Source organism: Sporosarcina sp. P16b (assembly GCF_002743065.1).
Taxonomy (GTDB): domain Bacteria; phylum Bacillota; class Bacilli; order Bacillales_A; family Planococcaceae; genus Sporosarcina.
This window is the reverse complement of the sequence record NZ_PDYO01000005.1, coordinates 1-15568: the sequence shown is the minus strand read 5'-3', so window position 1 is coordinate 15568 and position 15568 is coordinate 1. Positions and strand designations below refer to the sequence as shown.

General features: G+C 39.5%; 13 protein-coding genes and 5 tRNA genes. 15 read left to right on the top strand and 3 right to left on the bottom strand.

Annotation, left to right across the window (positions count from 1 at the left end; genetic code table 11):
- Window positions 1-24 precede the first annotated feature (24 nt).
- Window positions 25-690, bottom strand: a complete 666-nt coding sequence (locus CSV77_RS07825; RefSeq protein WP_099672979.1) for a polysaccharide deacetylase family protein — start codon at window positions 688-690, stop codon at window positions 25-27.
- Between the two features lie 173 nt (window positions 691-863).
- On the opposite strand from CSV77_RS07825, the gene CSV77_RS07820 reads away from it, so the two are divergent.
- The 14 genes from CSV77_RS07820 to CSV77_RS07755 all read left to right on the top strand — a co-directional run bounded on the left by CSV77_RS07820 (window position 864) and on the right by CSV77_RS07755 (window position 11474).
- A tRNA-Asn gene (locus tag CSV77_RS07820) sits at window positions 864-938 on the top strand.
- A 7-nt stretch (window positions 939-945) separates the two neighbouring features.
- A tRNA-Thr gene (locus CSV77_RS07815) sits at window positions 946-1021 on the top strand.
- Window positions 1022-1034: 13 nt separating this feature from the next.
- A tRNA-Glu gene (locus CSV77_RS07810) sits at window positions 1035-1109 on the top strand.
- 39 nt (window positions 1110-1148) lie between these two features.
- Window positions 1149-1233 (top strand) — tRNA-Tyr (locus CSV77_RS07805).
- Between the two features lie 39 nt (window positions 1234-1272).
- Window positions 1273-1347: transfer RNA gene (locus CSV77_RS07800), tRNA-Gln, on the top strand.
- A gap of 201 nt (window positions 1348-1548) precedes the next feature.
- Window positions 1549-3639: a sensor domain-containing protein gene (locus CSV77_RS07795; RefSeq protein WP_099672978.1), complete on the top strand. Its 2091-nt coding sequence runs from the start codon at window positions 1549-1551 to the stop codon at window positions 3637-3639.
- Window positions 3640-3684: 45 nt separating this feature from the next.
- Window positions 3685-4590, top strand: coding sequence for an arginase (rocF, locus tag CSV77_RS07790; RefSeq protein ID WP_099672977.1), 906 nt, complete (start codon window positions 3685-3687; stop codon window positions 4588-4590).
- A 181-nt stretch (window positions 4591-4771) separates the two neighbouring features.
- Window positions 4772-5335: an RNA polymerase sigma factor SigW gene (gene sigW, locus CSV77_RS07785; RefSeq protein ID WP_099630570.1), complete on the top strand. Its 564-nt coding sequence runs from the start codon at window positions 4772-4774 to the stop codon at window positions 5333-5335.
- Window positions 5336-5347: 12 nt separating this feature from the next.
- Entirely contained in the window at window positions 5348-5983 is a 636-nt protein-coding gene (locus tag CSV77_RS07780; protein WP_099672976.1) for an anti-sigma factor family protein, read from the top strand.
- Window positions 5984-6136: 153 nt separating this feature from the next.
- The gene (cdaA, locus tag CSV77_RS07775; protein WP_099630572.1) at window positions 6137-6973 is read left to right on the top strand and encodes a diadenylate cyclase CdaA; all 837 of its coding nucleotides are present in this window, start codon (window positions 6137-6139) and stop codon (window positions 6971-6973) included.
- Window positions 6966-7946, top strand: coding sequence for a CdaR family protein (locus CSV77_RS07770; protein ID WP_099672975.1), 981 nt, complete (start codon window positions 6966-6968; stop codon window positions 7944-7946). The genes cdaA and CSV77_RS07770 overlap by 8 nt, the downstream gene beginning before the upstream one ends.
- A gap of 52 nt (window positions 7947-7998) precedes the next feature.
- Window positions 7999-9348: a phosphoglucosamine mutase gene (gene glmM, locus CSV77_RS07765; RefSeq protein WP_099630574.1), complete on the top strand. Its 1350-nt coding sequence runs from the start codon at window positions 7999-8001 to the stop codon at window positions 9346-9348.
- 125 nt (window positions 9349-9473) lie between these two features.
- Entirely contained in the window at window positions 9474-11093 is a 1620-nt protein-coding gene (locus CSV77_RS07760; RefSeq protein WP_099672974.1) for a diguanylate cyclase, read from the top strand.
- A gap of 15 nt (window positions 11094-11108) precedes the next feature.
- Window positions 11109-11474, top strand: coding sequence for a response regulator transcription factor (locus CSV77_RS07755; protein ID WP_099672973.1), 366 nt, complete (start codon window positions 11109-11111; stop codon window positions 11472-11474).
- Between the two features lie 60 nt (window positions 11475-11534).
- Here the strand turns inward: CSV77_RS07755 and CSV77_RS07750 are convergent, their stop codons facing one another.
- Both CSV77_RS07750 and CSV77_RS07745 read right to left on the bottom strand, forming a co-directional pair.
- A complete protein-coding gene (locus CSV77_RS07750; RefSeq protein WP_099672972.1) occupies window positions 11535-14366 on the bottom strand; it encodes an ATP-binding protein in 2832 nt (943 codons plus the stop codon).
- Between the two features lie 238 nt (window positions 14367-14604).
- Window positions 14605-15045 carry a YtoQ family protein gene (locus CSV77_RS07745; protein ID WP_099672971.1) on the bottom strand — a complete coding sequence of 147 codons (441 nt, stop codon included), beginning with the start codon at window positions 15043-15045 and terminating at the stop codon, window positions 14605-14607.
- A gap of 125 nt (window positions 15046-15170) precedes the next feature.
- Here CSV77_RS07745 and CSV77_RS07740 point away from each other — a divergent pair, with 125 nt between their 5' ends.
- Window positions 15171-15365, top strand: coding sequence for a YwbE family protein (locus CSV77_RS07740; protein WP_099672970.1), 195 nt, complete (start codon window positions 15171-15173; stop codon window positions 15363-15365).
- Window positions 15366-15568 lie beyond the last annotated feature (203 nt).

Here is a 15568-nt window from a genome sequence, read left to right as displayed (position 1 = left end):
AGGAGATTTTCTCCTATCAGTTTTTTATTGTGGAATTTTTTTTGTTTTTACAGTTGTTCGAAATAATAGATCCTCTACGGATTGAAAAGTACGACTGGCAAGTAGTCGTTTTACATCTGCCGTGGCGACGTGTTCATTACGAGTGTATGGAACGACAATGATTTCTCCCTTAGAAGCCTTCGGTAGTGTGCCGCCAGACCACTGGATAGTAGATCCCAGGGCGTTTATTTCCGCTTCACTCAATTCTTGCAGCAGTGCCAAGGGGAATTCTTCATCTGTCGTACGGAACCAAAGAGGGCGCGTGTTAAACAACTCTTCAAACGTTTGAAGCTGTTTGCTTAAAAGCCCGGGATTGTTTTCATACTGTTGACCCTCGGTACCAAGTAATGCGACAGGCAAAGATCGCTGTTTAATCTGTTCTGTAATGTGGGGGAAGCGTGAAGCCCAGTCACTATCAATAAACAATAAAGGATAGGGCTGCGACAAATTTTCAAGAAGTTCCTCCACTTCTTTTTCACCAAATGAAATATTAATGGTCAATGCTGAACCTTGTGTACCTTTCACTATTACTGCAGGTTGTTCAGTCAATCGGAAAACTGCCTTCAAAGTTGAAGAAGGCTTGGTCAATTGGGGAATAAAAGCTAGGAATATTGCAGTTAATACAAAAAGGAAGAGAAGTTTTTTTACCATGCCAATCTCCTTCATTATGTGAAATCTAAACTATTATATGAAAAACCCTTGACGTCTATGACTATGACCACTATAATTAAAAAAGCTTGAGTGATTCAAAAGTATTTGTTGCACAGAGTCAGCAATCATGCTATAATGGTTTTTGTCGTCAGGCATACTAAACATATTATTATTCCGCAGTAGCTCAGTGGTAGAGCAATCGGCTGTTAACCGATCGGTCGTAAGTTCGAGTCTTACCTGCGGAGCCATTTTTATGCTTCCATAGCTCAGCAGGTAGAGTGCTTCCATGGTAAGGAAGAAGTCGCCGGTTCGAGTCCGGCTGGAAGCTCCATGAACATTTTCATGGCCCCTTGGTCAAGCGGTTAAGACACCGCCCTTTCACGGCGGTATCACGGGTTCGAATCCCGTAGGGGTCACCATTTACTTATTTAAAGCAAAGCTTAGCAAAAATTTAACACGGTGGGGTAGCGAAGTGGCTAAACGCGGCGGACTGTAAATCCGCTCCCTCCGGGTTCGGCGGTTCGAATCCGTCCCCCACCACCATGTTTTTTTACCTCAAGACAAATACAGTCAGCTATACATTGGGGTATAGCCAAGCGGTAAGGCAACGGACTTTGACTCCGTCACTCGTTGGTTCGAATCCAGCTACCCCAGCCATTGTACCCATGCACTTACAATTTAATAGTAAATATGTCGAATCCTTATTATTTTAAAATGATAAAGGGTTTTTTTTCGTCCAATTACTTAATCATATAGAATAATTGGAATTATCATGTATAATAAATTGTAACATGTATAGGTAATTTATCTTCTATAAGTAATGAAAAAATAACCAGATATAGGGATTGTGATATAGCAATGCAAGAATTTTTAAACGGTATGGATACATTTGTGGAGTCTAGTAGTGAAAAGGAATTACAAAAGGTACTTAGTGATATTGCCTATACACTAGAACAGGCTGCCATTGTCGCAATTACTGACTCAAAAGGAACGATCCAATATGCAAACGAACACTTTGAAAAAATTTCAAAATACTCGAGAAGAGAATTAATTGGTGCTAATCAACGTATTGTAAACTCAGGTCACCATGATGCAGCATTTTTTAAAGACATGTGGTCAACGATTGAGGCGGGCAATACTTGGCGTGGCGATATATGTAATCGTGCGAAGGATGGATCAACGTATTGGGTAGACACAACGATCGTTGCATTTTTAAATGATAAAGGAAAACCTTACCAATACATTGCAATTCGTTATGATATTACCGAGAGAAAGAAAATGGAACTAGAAATACGAAAAAATGCAGATCTTTACGAAATTATTACAGACAATGCATCTGACTATATTGCGATAATTGATCGACAAGGGACGTTTTACTATGTTTCTCCTTCTTTTCAGAAACTTCTTGGACATTCGGTGGATGAACTATACTCCGATTCCTTCTTTTCCTATATCTGTAAGGAAAATCGGCGACAGGTAAAAAAGAAAATTATGCAATTTGGGGGATATCAACGCCAAGCATTAAATGTAGAGTACTCTTTTTTAGATAGTAAAAAAGGTCTACATATTATGGAAGCGAAAATTGATAAAGTGAAAGAAACAGTTGAATATGAAGATAAACTGTTAGTCGTCATGCGAGATGTCACAGAACGTGTGAAATCAGACGAAAAAATCAAATATCTTGTCTACAATGATCAACTAACTTCCTTAATGAATCGAAATTCGTTTAGAGAACAGATGGCACTAGCATTTGAAAGAGCGCGTACACGCAAGCAAGTATTTGCTCTCGTACATATAAATATTGATCGTCTACGCCATGCAAATGATTTACTTGGGCATGAAGCGGGAGACTATTTATTGGCAATGGTTGGAGAACGATTGAAAAAGAGAACCGGTCCTGAAAGTCTATTAGCTCGTATTGCGGGTGATGAATTTGCATTCATTGTATCCGGATTGAAAGACGAAGAGGAGTTCTATAATCATGCGGAAGATATTCGTATCTTTTTGGAACAACCTATTCAAGTCGGAAAACAATTCTACACCTTGTCAATAAGTTGCGGTGTTTCCATCTATCCTAAACACGCCAATCAGCCTTCCGAATTGGTCACTAAAGCTACATTAGCATTAGGTAAGGTCAAGTTACACGGTGGCGGAGATACAGAAATGTACAAGCCGGGTACTTCAAAGATGTCATTAGAGCGAATTTTGTTGGAAAATGAATTACGTAAAAGTGTGCAACAACAACATTTTTATCTTGAGTACCAGCCGAAAGTACTACTGGATACCGGTGAGTTGACTGGCGTAGAAGCACTGGTTCGTTGGAAACATCCTGATTTAGGCGTGATTCCGCCTGATAAATTCATTCCACTCGCTGAGGAAACGAAAATCATCATACCACTTGGAGAATGGATTTTACGGGAAGTGTGTAAACGCGCACAAATAGAACTCGCAGCAGGTGTTAGATGCCGGTTTGCTGTGAATGTCTCAACAGTTCAAATGAGAGAAGAAGACTTTATTGACACCGTTTTGAATATTATTAAAGAATATCGCGTACCGCCGGAGATGCTAGAGCTGGAATTGACAGAAAGCTCATTTATGGATACGGAAGGCATGAAAGAATCCATTCAAAGACTTCGAAGCAAAGGAATTACTGTTGCGATTGACGACTTCGGTACAGGTTATAGTACATTCAGTTATATTAAAGAACTCCCAGCTGATACGTTGAAAATTGATAGATCATTTGTACGAGATATATTGGAAAATGAAAACAGTCAGGCTATAGTGAAAGCGATTGTGACTCTTGCCGATACAGCAGGGTTGAATGTAGTGGCAGAAGGAATAGAATTGCAAGAGCAGGCCAAAATGCTCTACAACTTAGGATGCCGCGAAGGACAAGGCTATTACTTCGGCCGACCGATGTCACTAGAAGATGCGAAAAAAATAGGATAATACCGTTCTAGTCGAAAATATGAAGATTAGGTGGGAGGATTAGCCATGCGCAAATTAAACATTTCTTTAATCGGGGTACCCGTGGATTTAGGTCAGAGTCGACGTGGAGTGGATATGGGACCGAGCGCGATTCGATATGCAGGAGCAGTAGATCGTCTCCAGGCATTGGGTCATCACGTAATGGACGAAGGAAATATTTCTGTTTCTCCTATTCATGATGTATCGTGTAATGAAGTAGGATTGAAGAACTTAACAGAAGTGACTGAAGCGGCTGAAAAGCTTGCCGCGACAGTTTCGGCTATTGTAAAAAACAAGAAGTTTCCATTGGTGCTTGGTGGAGATCATAGTATCGCAATAGGGACACTTGCGGGATTGGCAGAACACTATAAAAACCTTGGCGTTATTTGGTACGATGCGCATGCAGATATGAATACAAGCGAAACATCCCCGTCAGGAAATATCCACGGTATGCCGCTCGCGGTTAGTATGGGACTGGGGCATGAGCAATTGGTGAATGTGCATAGTGAGGGAGCAAAAATCAATCCCCGAAACGTGGTAATTATCGGAGCACGCTCAGTAGATCCTGGTGAAAGACAAATAATTAAAGAAAAAGGCGTAAAAGTATTTACTATGCATGAAATCGACCGTTATGGAATGTCAGCGGTGATACAACAAACACTTGAATATTTTGCTTCAAGACGAGTAGATGGTGTTCATTTGTCATTGGATTTGGACGGTTTGGATCCGTTATATACACCGGGGGTAGGAACGCCTGTGCCAGGAGGGATCACATACCGCGAAAGTCATTTAGCTATGGAATTACTGGAAGATGCAAATGTCATTACATCCGCGGAATTTGTTGAGGTAAATCCTGTGCTTGACGAGTACAATAAGACGGCTGATGTAGCAGTCGGATTGATGGGATCATTATTTGGTGAAAAACTACTATAATTTATTGAAGTGATTAAAGCCTGCAGGTTTTAATCACTTTTTCTATTGTGGAAATGACTATCACTGATGGCGAGATTAATGATAAAGTAGAGATGAGCATACTAAATGAAAAAAGTGAAACTAAATGTAGTTTCTAACGTATATAGAGGGACAGCCGCATAAGAGCGGAGAGTGAAGCCTATTGGACGAATTAATTAACAAACGGGTAAAAGAAGTTTTACACGGTAATCAGGAAGCTTTTGAGGAAATCGTCATTCATTTTCAGCACCGCCTATATCAAGTGTGCTACCGAATGTTAAACAACGCGGCAGAGGCAGAAGATATTGCGCAAGAAGCCTTTGTGCGCGCTTATGTAAACTTGGAAACCTATGACCAAAAGCGGAAATTTTCTACATGGTTGTACCGCATTGCGACCAATTTGTGTATTGATCGCATTCGTAAGAAAAAACCCGATTACTACTTGGATGCTACAATTCCAGGAACTGAAGGCTTGGATATGTATTCACAAATTGCAGCAGTGCAAAAATTACCGGAAGAAGAAGTAGAAAAGATGGAAATGAAAGATCGTATTCAATATGAAGTAAACAGGCTGCCCGATAAATACCGCACGATTATTATTTTACGATATATGGAAGACCTACAGTTGCAGGAAATTGCTGACATTTTGGAGATGCCACTTGGTACAGTGAAAACACGAGTACATCGAGGGCGAGAAGCACTTCGGCAACAAATGGGGAGTATGTAGGAGGTTAGATTCATGGGAAAATGTCCTAAACATGTTGTCCATTATATGCATGCGTTTCTAGATGGTGATATCACCATTGAGGATGAACAAGTCATGAACGAACATTTGAAAATATGTGAAGAGTGCAGAGAAACGTTTGAGGAACTAGGGCAAACTGTTACTTTATTTAAGGGTGTAGATACAGTGGAAGCGCCCCCTGGATTTGTCAATGGCGTGACTGCAAGATTGCCGAAACAGACAATTAAAAAAGGTCCAAGTAAGTGGCTTCGTCAACACCCGTTTATAGTGGCGGCCGCGATGTTTTTATTGCTGATGAGTGCATCTTTCTTCTCGAGTTTTGAAAATGAGCAGCAGTTTTCATTTACGAAACAGCCTAATTTAGTAGTTGAAGGGGAAACGGTTGTGGTACCGGCAGGAGAAACGGTGGTTGGAGATCTTGTTGTGAAAAATGGAGACCTTCGAATTGAAGGAGAAGTCGATGGTAATGTCACAGTCATTAGGGGCTCTAAGTATATGGCTTCAACAGCCGTTATAACGGGATCAAGTGAAGAAATCAATGAGATCTTTGATTGGTTATGGTATAAGATGAAGTCTATGGCAAAAGAAATTATCCCGGCATCGAAGGATCAAAAGCTTGAAAATGAATGATAAAATAGTTTTTCAAAGTGATGCGGCTTGAGAGCTTATGCATCACTTTTTTGGTTTTCATTCAAAGGTACGATACCTTTTAGTTGACCATGTTAGTTGGTAATTATGTTATACTAAATATATAAGAACTTTCTTAAAAGGTAGGGGAAGCACATGCCGGGTTTGGAGCAAGCAACAACGTTAGCACCAATAGAAATACTAAAAAATATTGTGGATGTGCTTCTTGTTTGGTTCGTACTCTATAAATTAATTACCATTATTAAGGGAACAAAAGCTGTCCAATTACTAAAAGGTATTTTTGTGATTTTAATTGGTCGCTATATTACGGAATGGCTCGGTTTGAAGACGCTTCAATGGATGATGGAAGAAGTACTTCGATTTGGTTTTTTGGCCGCGATCATTATATTCCAACCTGAACTTCGTCGAGCATTAGAGCAATTGGGACGGGGCAGACTCTTTGCGCGGACTGCTATGCAGGAAGAAGAAGAACGTGACCGTTTGATTGAAGCATTCGTCAAATCCGTTAGTTATATGGCAAAGCGACGTATTGGTGCGCTTATTACGATTGAGAAGGAAACAGGTCTTAGTGAATATATCGAAACAGGCACCCCGATGAATTCACATATTACTTCCGAACTTCTTATTAATATATTTATTCCAAACACACCACTACATGACGGTGCAGTCATTGTGACGAAAAACCGTATTGCTGCCGCGGGTTGTTATTTACCACTGTCGGAAAGTCCGTTTATTTCCAAAGAGCTAGGGACGCGACATCGTGCTGCGCTTGGAATAAGTGAGGTCACTGATTCGGTAACCATCATCGTATCAGAAGAAACGGGTGCCATAAGTCTGGCTGCAGATGGGGAAATTAACCGGAAGCTGGATATCGAGGAATTCGAAAAATTATTACGTATTTCCTGGTTTGGTAACACCACAGGACAAACGGATACTTCTCTATGGAAGTGGGGGAAGAGAAAAAATGGATAAATTCATGGATAGCCCCTGGTTTCTGCGACTGACTGCCTTGTTTTTAGCAATTATGTTGTTTTTTTCAGTAAAAGCGGAGAATCAATCCAGTCGTAATACAATAGGCGATGTGTTCGATCTTATGCAAGACGTTCCCGTGGAAGTATATTACGATACGGAAAATTTAGTAGTAACCGGAGTACCTGACGTGGTCAATATGACAATTGAAGGACCCGCTCAAATTGTACAGACTACTAAATTGTTAAAGGATTTTACATTGAAATTAGATTTACAAAACTTGACACTTGGTGAACATAGCGTACGTATACAAGCAGAAAATTTATCAGATAAACTGGATGTTCGACTTGATCCTGCAACGGTTACTATAAATATTGAGGAAAAGGTAACTCAATCATTTCGTGTCGATCCGGAGATGAATACGAGATTACTAGCGGAAGGTTATGAAGTGAAAAGCATGGGTGTCCGACCCTCTTCGATTAATGTTACAGGTGCGAAGAGTGTGGTGGATGCGATTAGTTTCGTAAAAGTTTCTATTACCAATGACGGTAGCCTAGATAAACCTTTTGAGCAAAAATCACGTGTTCGGGTATTGGATCGCGACTTGAATAAGCTATCCCTTGCGTTGGATCCTGAGGAAGTCACGGTCAAAGTAGATATTCAGGAATATAGTCGTGAAGTTCCGTTGAAATTGCAACAAAAAGGACAATCTCCAAGTGGAATAACTATTGAAAGTGCAGCACCCGATGTTCAATTCATTCGCATATACGGTCCTAAGAGTATAGTGGATGCAATTAAAGAAATTCCAGTAGAACTAGATATAGATAAAATAGTTAAGTCCGGCAAAGTGGAAGTAGATGTAAAAAGTCCTGAAGGAATTACGAAAGTGACACCTGCCAAATTGAAAATTCAGGTGAAGGTTTCAGGCGATACTTCCGACGTATCGAAAAAGACGGATGATAATAAAAAATCATAAGACTCGTAACAAACGTGATCTACTAAGATGAGATCGAAAGGAAGAATACAACATGACACAGTATTTTGGAACAGATGGCGTCAGAGGTGTAGCGAACGAAGAACTGACACCTGAATTAGCATTTAAATTAGGCAGAATCGGTGGATATTTATTCACTAAAGATGCAGAAGAAAAAGCAGAAGTACTAGTAGGAAGGGATACACGCATTTCTGGTTTAATGCTTGAAAATGCCTTAATAGCAGGCCTATTGTCTGTTGGTGTGGAAGTCATGAAATTAGGCGTAATTAGTACACCGGGCGTAGCCTACTTAACACGTGTCATGAGCGCACAAGCAGGTGTTATGATTTCAGCATCACATAATCCGGTTGAAGATAATGGAATTAAATTCTTTGGAGAAACCGGCTTTAAATTAACGGATGCACAGGAAGAAGAATTCGAACAACTACTAAATGCAGAAGAAGATACATTACCTCGTCCAGTTGGTGGAAATGTTGGAACTATAACGGAATACTTTGAAGGTGGTCAAAAGTATATTCAATATCTGAAACAAATTGTCGATGAGGATTTTGAGAATATCCATGTGGCGCTTGATTGCGCACATGGTGCGACTTCGGTCTTGGCAACCCATGTATTTGCAGATTTGGACGCAGACTTGACTACAATGGGGGCTTCTCCAAATGGATTGAATATCAATGACGGCGTTGGATCTACACACCCTGAAGCACTTGCAGCACTTGTAGTAGAAAAAAGTGCGGATATCGGACTGGCATTCGATGGTGATGGTGATCGTCTTATTGCAGTGGATGAAAAAGGAAATATTGTCGACGGTGACCAAATTATGTTCATTGTGGCCCGATATTTACATAGCAAAGGCAGATTAAAATCAGATACTATCGTCTCTACTGTGATGAGCAATCTAGGTTTCTATAAAGCACTAGAGGAATTTGGCATGAAGAGTGTCCAAACCGCTGTAGGCGATCGGTATGTCGTAGAAGAGATGCGTAAAAATCATTATAATCTTGGCGGTGAGCAATCAGGCCACATTATCTTCATGGATTACAATACAACGGGTGATGGCTTACTGACAGCATTGCAACTTGTGAACATCATGCAGCAAACAGGTAAAAAACTTTCTGAATTAGCTAGCGAAATGAAAGTGTATCCACAGAAACTTGTTAATATTCGTGTAATGGATAAATATGCGGTAATGGATAATATGCGTATTGTCGGAGTTATTAACGAAGTCGAGAAAGAGATGAACGGACAGGGAAGAGTACTTGTACGTCCTTCGGGCACAGAGCCTCTCGTTCGTGTTATGGTCGAATCTGAAACAGAAGCACAATGTGCAGAATATGCAGATCGGATATCACAAGTAGTAAAAGAGGAAATGGGTCTAGAGTAAATATACGTTTGGGCTGGTAATAGGAAATTCTATATTACCAGCTCTCTTTTTATAGAAGTAGAATACCGGGGAATCAGATATACAGGACGAAATGGGAATGCTTCCGCTGAACGGAGAGGAAAACAGTGAGTCAAAATAAATATCAGAAAATGCTTGCACAACGTACAGAGAATATCTTTGAAGAGTGGAAAGCGCGGGGTAGTTTAACGGAAAGGGAGTTATATTACTTTCTTCATAAATTGAAGGGAACATCCGGTACAATTGGATTGCAACAGTTGTCTCTCTTTTGTGCGTCACAATTGGAGATTCTGACGTCTTCCAACGATCAGAAAATACCCGTTTCTTCATTAGAAAATTTGAAGAATCGTATTCGATCGCATTTTGATACTACTATTGCTGTGAAAAAAGAAGAATTTCAATTACCTGATCGCTATGTTAACCGTCTTGATCAAGAAACGTTTGTTTTAATAATTGATCAAGATTTAGAGTTCGTATCCTATCTAAAAGAGTTGCTTGAGAAGCTTGGGGCTCAAGTTATTATTTCATTGAATGGAAAGCGTGGAATTGAACAATTTTACTCTATGAGGCCAAGTATTGTAATCATAGATGCAAAGTTGCCTGATATGACGGGCTTTGAAGTATTGGATCAAATTGCAGAACCCGCGCGGCAAAAAAATACGACATTAGCCATCTCGAGTGAAGAAGTCACGAAAGAAATTCTGATTGAAACGTATCGAAGAGGTGCTATGGATTTGATATCTAAACCTTTTGATATGGATATCTTTTTTCCTTATTTGTTCAATCGACAATTGCGTCAGCATGCGGTTAGTAGCAGTATGATTACAGATAGTTTAACAGGCGTTGGTAATCGACGTTACTTCGACGAGACCATCAATACGTTGGCCAAAAAAGCCGATCAATCTGAAGCGGTTTTCTCGCTGGTCATAATAGACTTGGATCACTTTAAACAAGTAAATGATCTGTATGGTCATCCAGCGGGTGATGAAGTTCTACGGAAGTTTGGCAAAATCATTAAAGAGGAAAAACGCGAGGGCGATTATGTATGCCGTTATGGCGGGGAAGAGTTCGCTTTATTATTTTGTAATAGTAAAGCAGAAGATACTGTGCGTGCCGTTGAGCGGATTCGAGCCAAATTCAATAACGCTATATTCGCATCCGGTGATGAGACATTCCAAGTAACTTTTTCAGCGGGCAGTGCGACGTATGAGGGAAATACTGCAAACATGATATCCGCTGCAGATCAAGCTCTTTATGAGGCGAAGCGTTCAGGGAGAAACCAAACGGTGATTTACGACCAGAGAAAACGGGTAGTAAAACGGAAATTGATTGTCATTATCGTTGACGATGATTCATTCATCAGACAAATACTTCAGCAAACCTTGCTGGAGTTAAAATCCCCAGATATCGATATTACAGTTAAGACATATGCTGATGGTCCTTCGTTTCTGGAGGATGATTGGTACAGCCCGGATGCTTATTTCATCGTATTACTGGATGGTGTCATGCCAAAAATGGACGGTCTAGAAGTGTTGAGCCGATTAAAGAGTGACCATTCCAAAACAAACGTCACAGTCTCCATGATGACAGCTAGAAAAAGTGCGAATGATATTAAAGCAGCGCTTTGGCTTGGAGCAGATGATTATATTATTAAACCTTTTCAACCGTCGGAAGTGCTCGGAAGAATTGACAAGTTAGCGAATCGTTTATTTGATAAAAGAGAATAGAAGAAGGTGCCCACTTTGATATATGTAGGAAAAAAAGTGTTAGTTGTAGATGATGAAGATATTTTACGTATGTTACTTGCGGATACTTTGGAATTTGAAGGATTTCAAGTAGAAGAAGCAGAAGACGGGGTAGAAGCTTTAGAGAAAATTCAAAGCACTTCATATGACGCCATTCTCTTGGATTATATGATGCCACGTATGACAGGTTTAGAATTATTAGAGCGTCTACAACCGCTAGAACTGACAACGCCTATTATCATGCTCACTGCGAAGGCACAGCAAGCAGATCAGGACGTTGCTTTAGCAAAAGGGGCTTCTTACTTCGTACCCAAACCCTTTAGCCCAAATGAACTGGCTGAATTAGTCAAATCATTATTTTAATTACAATCTATCCATACAAAATAAAAGAACGTCTTCTCCGTAAAGGAAAAGACGTTCTTTTTAGTTGTTCTCTGGATACAAAATCAGTCCATCAGAACGCTCCATAGTCTCCATGATAATAGATGATAAATCGCTAAGAGGATAAGGCTTCGTCAAGTATTTACCGACCTGGAATTTCTCCATCAATACAGACTCTTTTTCTAATGAAGAGGATATCACAATTGGGATCGATTTAGTTTTAGTGTGTTCTTTCATTTGGCTTATTAAATCCCAACCATTCTCACCTTCTTCTAATTTTAAATCGACGACGACTGCGGCTGGTTGCATTGCTTCTATACATTCAAATGCCTTGCTAATTTTGGAATGATGAATGACTGAAAATCCATTGCTTGCTAGTTCTTCTCCCAATAATAATGAAATATTTACATCGTCTTCTACAATGACAACCAAAGGTTTGTCGTAGTCAATTTTCTCTTTAGGCAACTGTTGTTTCAGAGGAAGGGAAAAGAAAATGGTGGTCCCTTCATTTTCCTCAGAATGTACCCAAATCTGTCCATTATGATCTTGGATAATCTCTCTGCAAATAGATAAACCAAGACCTGTTCCGCCAATTTTTCTGCTGTAACTATTATCAAATCTGTAGAATTTCTCAAATAGATGTTCAATAGTATCTGATGGAATTCCAATGCCTTCATCCGCTATAGAAACGATAACGGCATCTTGTTGATTTAACAGAGAAATATTCACATTTCCGCCGTCAGGTGAAAATTTAATGGCATTGCCAATTAAATTCATGAATACTTGTAGAATGCGGTCATAGTCCCCTCTGACTATAGATGAATAGGTGAGATCCTGCATCTTTATCGTATGGTGAGGTGATTGAATCCGTAAATAATCTACGGCCTTTTCAGCTACTTTGCCGACGGATAAGTCCTCCATCGTATAGGATTGTCGCCCTGATTCCATTCGCTGTAAATCTAAGAAGTCATTGATGAGCGCCGTTAATCGGTTTGCTTCGCTATGAATAGTTTCAAGATACCGTTTTTTGCGTTGTTCATCCATATCTTTATTGAGTAAAAGCTCAGAGAATCCAAGGATACTAGATAAAGGTGTTCGTAATTCGTGACTAACAGTTGATACCAATTCTGTCTTCATTTTATTGACTTCATGTTCGTGTGTTATATCACGGTGTACGAAGATCGTACCAACTTTTTCATCTTGAATAACAATTGGGACACTATAAACATTCATTACCCGTGACTCTTGAGAGGGCAATGAATGTATATATTCGTTAGTAACGAATTCCGTGGATGTAGACTTGATTGCATTATCAAGAAATGCTTTATATTGAACAGGGTCGTCAATTTGACTGAGGAAATACTCTGTCCATTCCTCTCGTGGCCAAGCTTTATATTCTGTTTCAGGTTCCATCCCAAGTAAATCGAATAAGGCTGTATTGTACTTATCATTCTCACTTGTATTTGAAACGAAACGAATGCCTTCGTTAATGTTATCCAAGATACTCTGATTCAACTGACGTTCATGACTAATGAGTTCGTATTGCTCAATACGATCCACTGCGATCGCAATACGTTTGATCAAACCGTACAAATCTTCTTGGTCGTCTTCTGTAAACGGCTTACCGACACGTGAGAGGACAGACACAACGCTTAACTCGTTAACAACATTGTAGATACCTGTAACAAAATCATAGACGTATGTAATAGTGTCTGCTATTCCTTTTTCATATTCCGCTTCTCTTTTAATAATGAAATAGGGTTCTGTTTCAAGTCGGATTTTTATATACGCTAACCGCTCTTGTTTAATTTCATTGAAAAACTCCTCTGAAATCCCCTTTAACGTATGAATGTCACTTTTAGGAAACCAAAGAAAACTTAAGTCGGATTGATAGATGTGATTTACATAGCGAGAAGTTTGGTCACATACTTCCTGCTTATCTAACGAGAATGATAAGATATGACTCAAACCATTGTATCGTTCCAAACGGACACGGGAAAATCGAGCTTCTGATAAAGCGAATTCCATCTTAGTTTGGCGATTAAATAATTCATCTTGCTGTGTGATCAATTCTTCATTTTGTGAAAGAAGCTCCTGCTCATTCATTTGAATGCGTCCCATCATTTTATGAATGGATTGTGAGAGTGCGCCAATCTCATTCTCTGTCTGAATTGGTTGGAATAGGACAGTGCCTTCAGTTTCATACTGATCTGCTGCGCGCGTGATATCTTCTATCGGCTTGACCACTCGGTTGATAACGCTCCAAAACATAAAGATTGGAATAAGCAAGAAGATAAAGCCGAATAGTGTGATGATCAAAAAGAATGTTTTGGTTTGTTGCATGGTATTATTATATGCATTTTCTAGCTTATCCTTTGAAGAATCTTCATATTCATTAGCATATGTAATGAAGCTATTAACAGCTAAGTTCGTACCACTCTTTGCTAGGGCCTGTAAGCCAGCATAATCGTTCTCTTTTACAAAATGAATAGCATTTGGAAGGGTAACATTTTCATATTCTATTAAGAAATTATCGATTTCGTCAATGATTCGCTGCTCTTCTGCCGTTAATTGGAGGGACTTAAATTCACGGGAATGAGAATGGATGTCCTCAATTGCTTGATAGGCAAAATTTAGTTCCTCTTCTATTTGAAATGCATAGTAACCACGAATCCGAAAGAATAGCTCTTGGATTGAATCGGATATTCCTTCAATCAATATCGACTTTTCTATTGAGGCTTGCTGTTTATCTTCTAGTTGATCCCAAGAGCTACTAGCATAGAAATACATGCTACCCATCCCGATAATCGCAACAACTATTGAAGCGATAAATACTTTTATGTATTGTTGACGAATCCCTTTTTTATGCGCCATCCGATTGCCCCTTCCCACTTCCTCATATACTCCTATTCTATCATTTACCTTTAGTATTTACAGATAGAATTTTCAGTTAAAAAATAATGTTTTGGATACGTGGTAGGTTGAATTGCATGCATGAAAATACTAGCCAAAATACGTTGTGTTTTAAGTAAAAATTAGGACAAATTAGCAGAAAAGAAGAGGACAGACCTATAATTTAATAGGTTTGTCCTCTGGCAAGTAATGTACATGTTTACTCAAAAATATATTTTAATGCTAGAACTGCTTGATCTACCGATTCCACCGTAACATGTGCTTTACGGGATAGTTCTTTTAATGGATGGTGATGGTTTTCCTGACGGATCAAAATGAGTGGCTTCCCAAAAGCGACTGCTGCGCTGGCATCCATTGCAGTATTCCATTGTTTGTACTGTTCACCAAATAACGCAACGACAACATCTGATTTTTTCATTAAAATTTCCGTTCGTAAGTTGTTGAGACTTGAAGCCGCGGCATCTTTGAAGATTTTATCCGGCTGTTGTCCTAGAATCTCTTCTCCGATGTTATCCGAGCGGTCATGGTCTTCCATGGGTCCGACAAAGTCTACGGGTAATTGTAGATCTTTTGCTTGTTGTTTGATTTCATCTCGCCAAGATGTATGAATTTCTCCAGCTAGGTATACTGTTAATCGCATGAATACACCTCCTAGTTTGATAGTCTTTATTGTATCATGTATCATGTCTTCCTTCATCAGATGTACTTAAGCAGAAAGAGATCGTGAATATGATACACTAAATAAAAAAGAGGAGAGATTAGTATATGAATGGACAGAATCGATCAGATATAAAACCTGGTTTACGAGTAGCCGTTATTTTAAAAAAAGATCAACGAAGCGGCGTGAAAACAGAAGGTGTTGTTAAAGATTTATTGACCAACTCCAGTTTTCATCCACACGGTATTAAAGTACGACTTGAAGATGGACAGGTTGGACGTGTGGCAGAAATATTAGGATAAAAAGAGGCTGGGACAAAACCTTAAAAGGTATGAAGGAGAAGACACCTTCATACCTTTTTTAATTCACTAACACTTATTTGTAAAGTTTAATTAGTTAGTAATCAAGAGTGTACTGAAGCGAAAAAAGGTCGACTCCTGCGAGATTCAGCGCGAATGTTGAGACCCCGCAGGTAGCGAGAGCCGTTACGAAGGACGGCTTTTGC

Coding starts and splice junctions, on each gene's coding strand:
- CSV77_RS07770 (WP_099672975.1), top strand. CDS start 6,966: ATGGATAAATTCATGGATAGCCCCTGGTTTCTGCGACTGACTGCCTTG.
- glmM (WP_099630574.1), top strand. CDS start 7,999: ATGACACAGTATTTTGGAACAGATGGCGTCAGAGGTGTAGCGAACGAA.
- CSV77_RS07825 (WP_099672979.1), bottom strand. CDS start 690: ATGGTAAAAAAACTTCTCTTCCTTTTTGTATTAACTGCAATATTCCTA.
- CSV77_RS07745 (WP_099672971.1), bottom strand. CDS start 15,045: ATGCGATTAACAGTATACCTAGCTGGAGAAATTCATACATCTTGGCGA.
- CSV77_RS07780 (WP_099672976.1), top strand. CDS start 5,348: ATGGGAAAATGTCCTAAACATGTTGTCCATTATATGCATGCGTTTCTA.
- cdaA (WP_099630572.1), top strand. CDS start 6,137: ATGCCGGGTTTGGAGCAAGCAACAACGTTAGCACCAATAGAAATACTA.
- CSV77_RS07795 (WP_099672978.1), top strand. CDS start 1,549: ATGCAAGAATTTTTAAACGGTATGGATACATTTGTGGAGTCTAGTAGT.
- CSV77_RS07750 (WP_099672972.1), bottom strand. CDS start 14,366: ATGGCGCATAAAAAAGGGATTCGTCAACAATACATAAAAGTATTTATC.
- rocF (WP_099672977.1), top strand. CDS start 3,685: ATGCGCAAATTAAACATTTCTTTAATCGGGGTACCCGTGGATTTAGGT.
- CSV77_RS07740 (WP_099672970.1), top strand. CDS start 15,171: ATGAATGGACAGAATCGATCAGATATAAAACCTGGTTTACGAGTAGCC.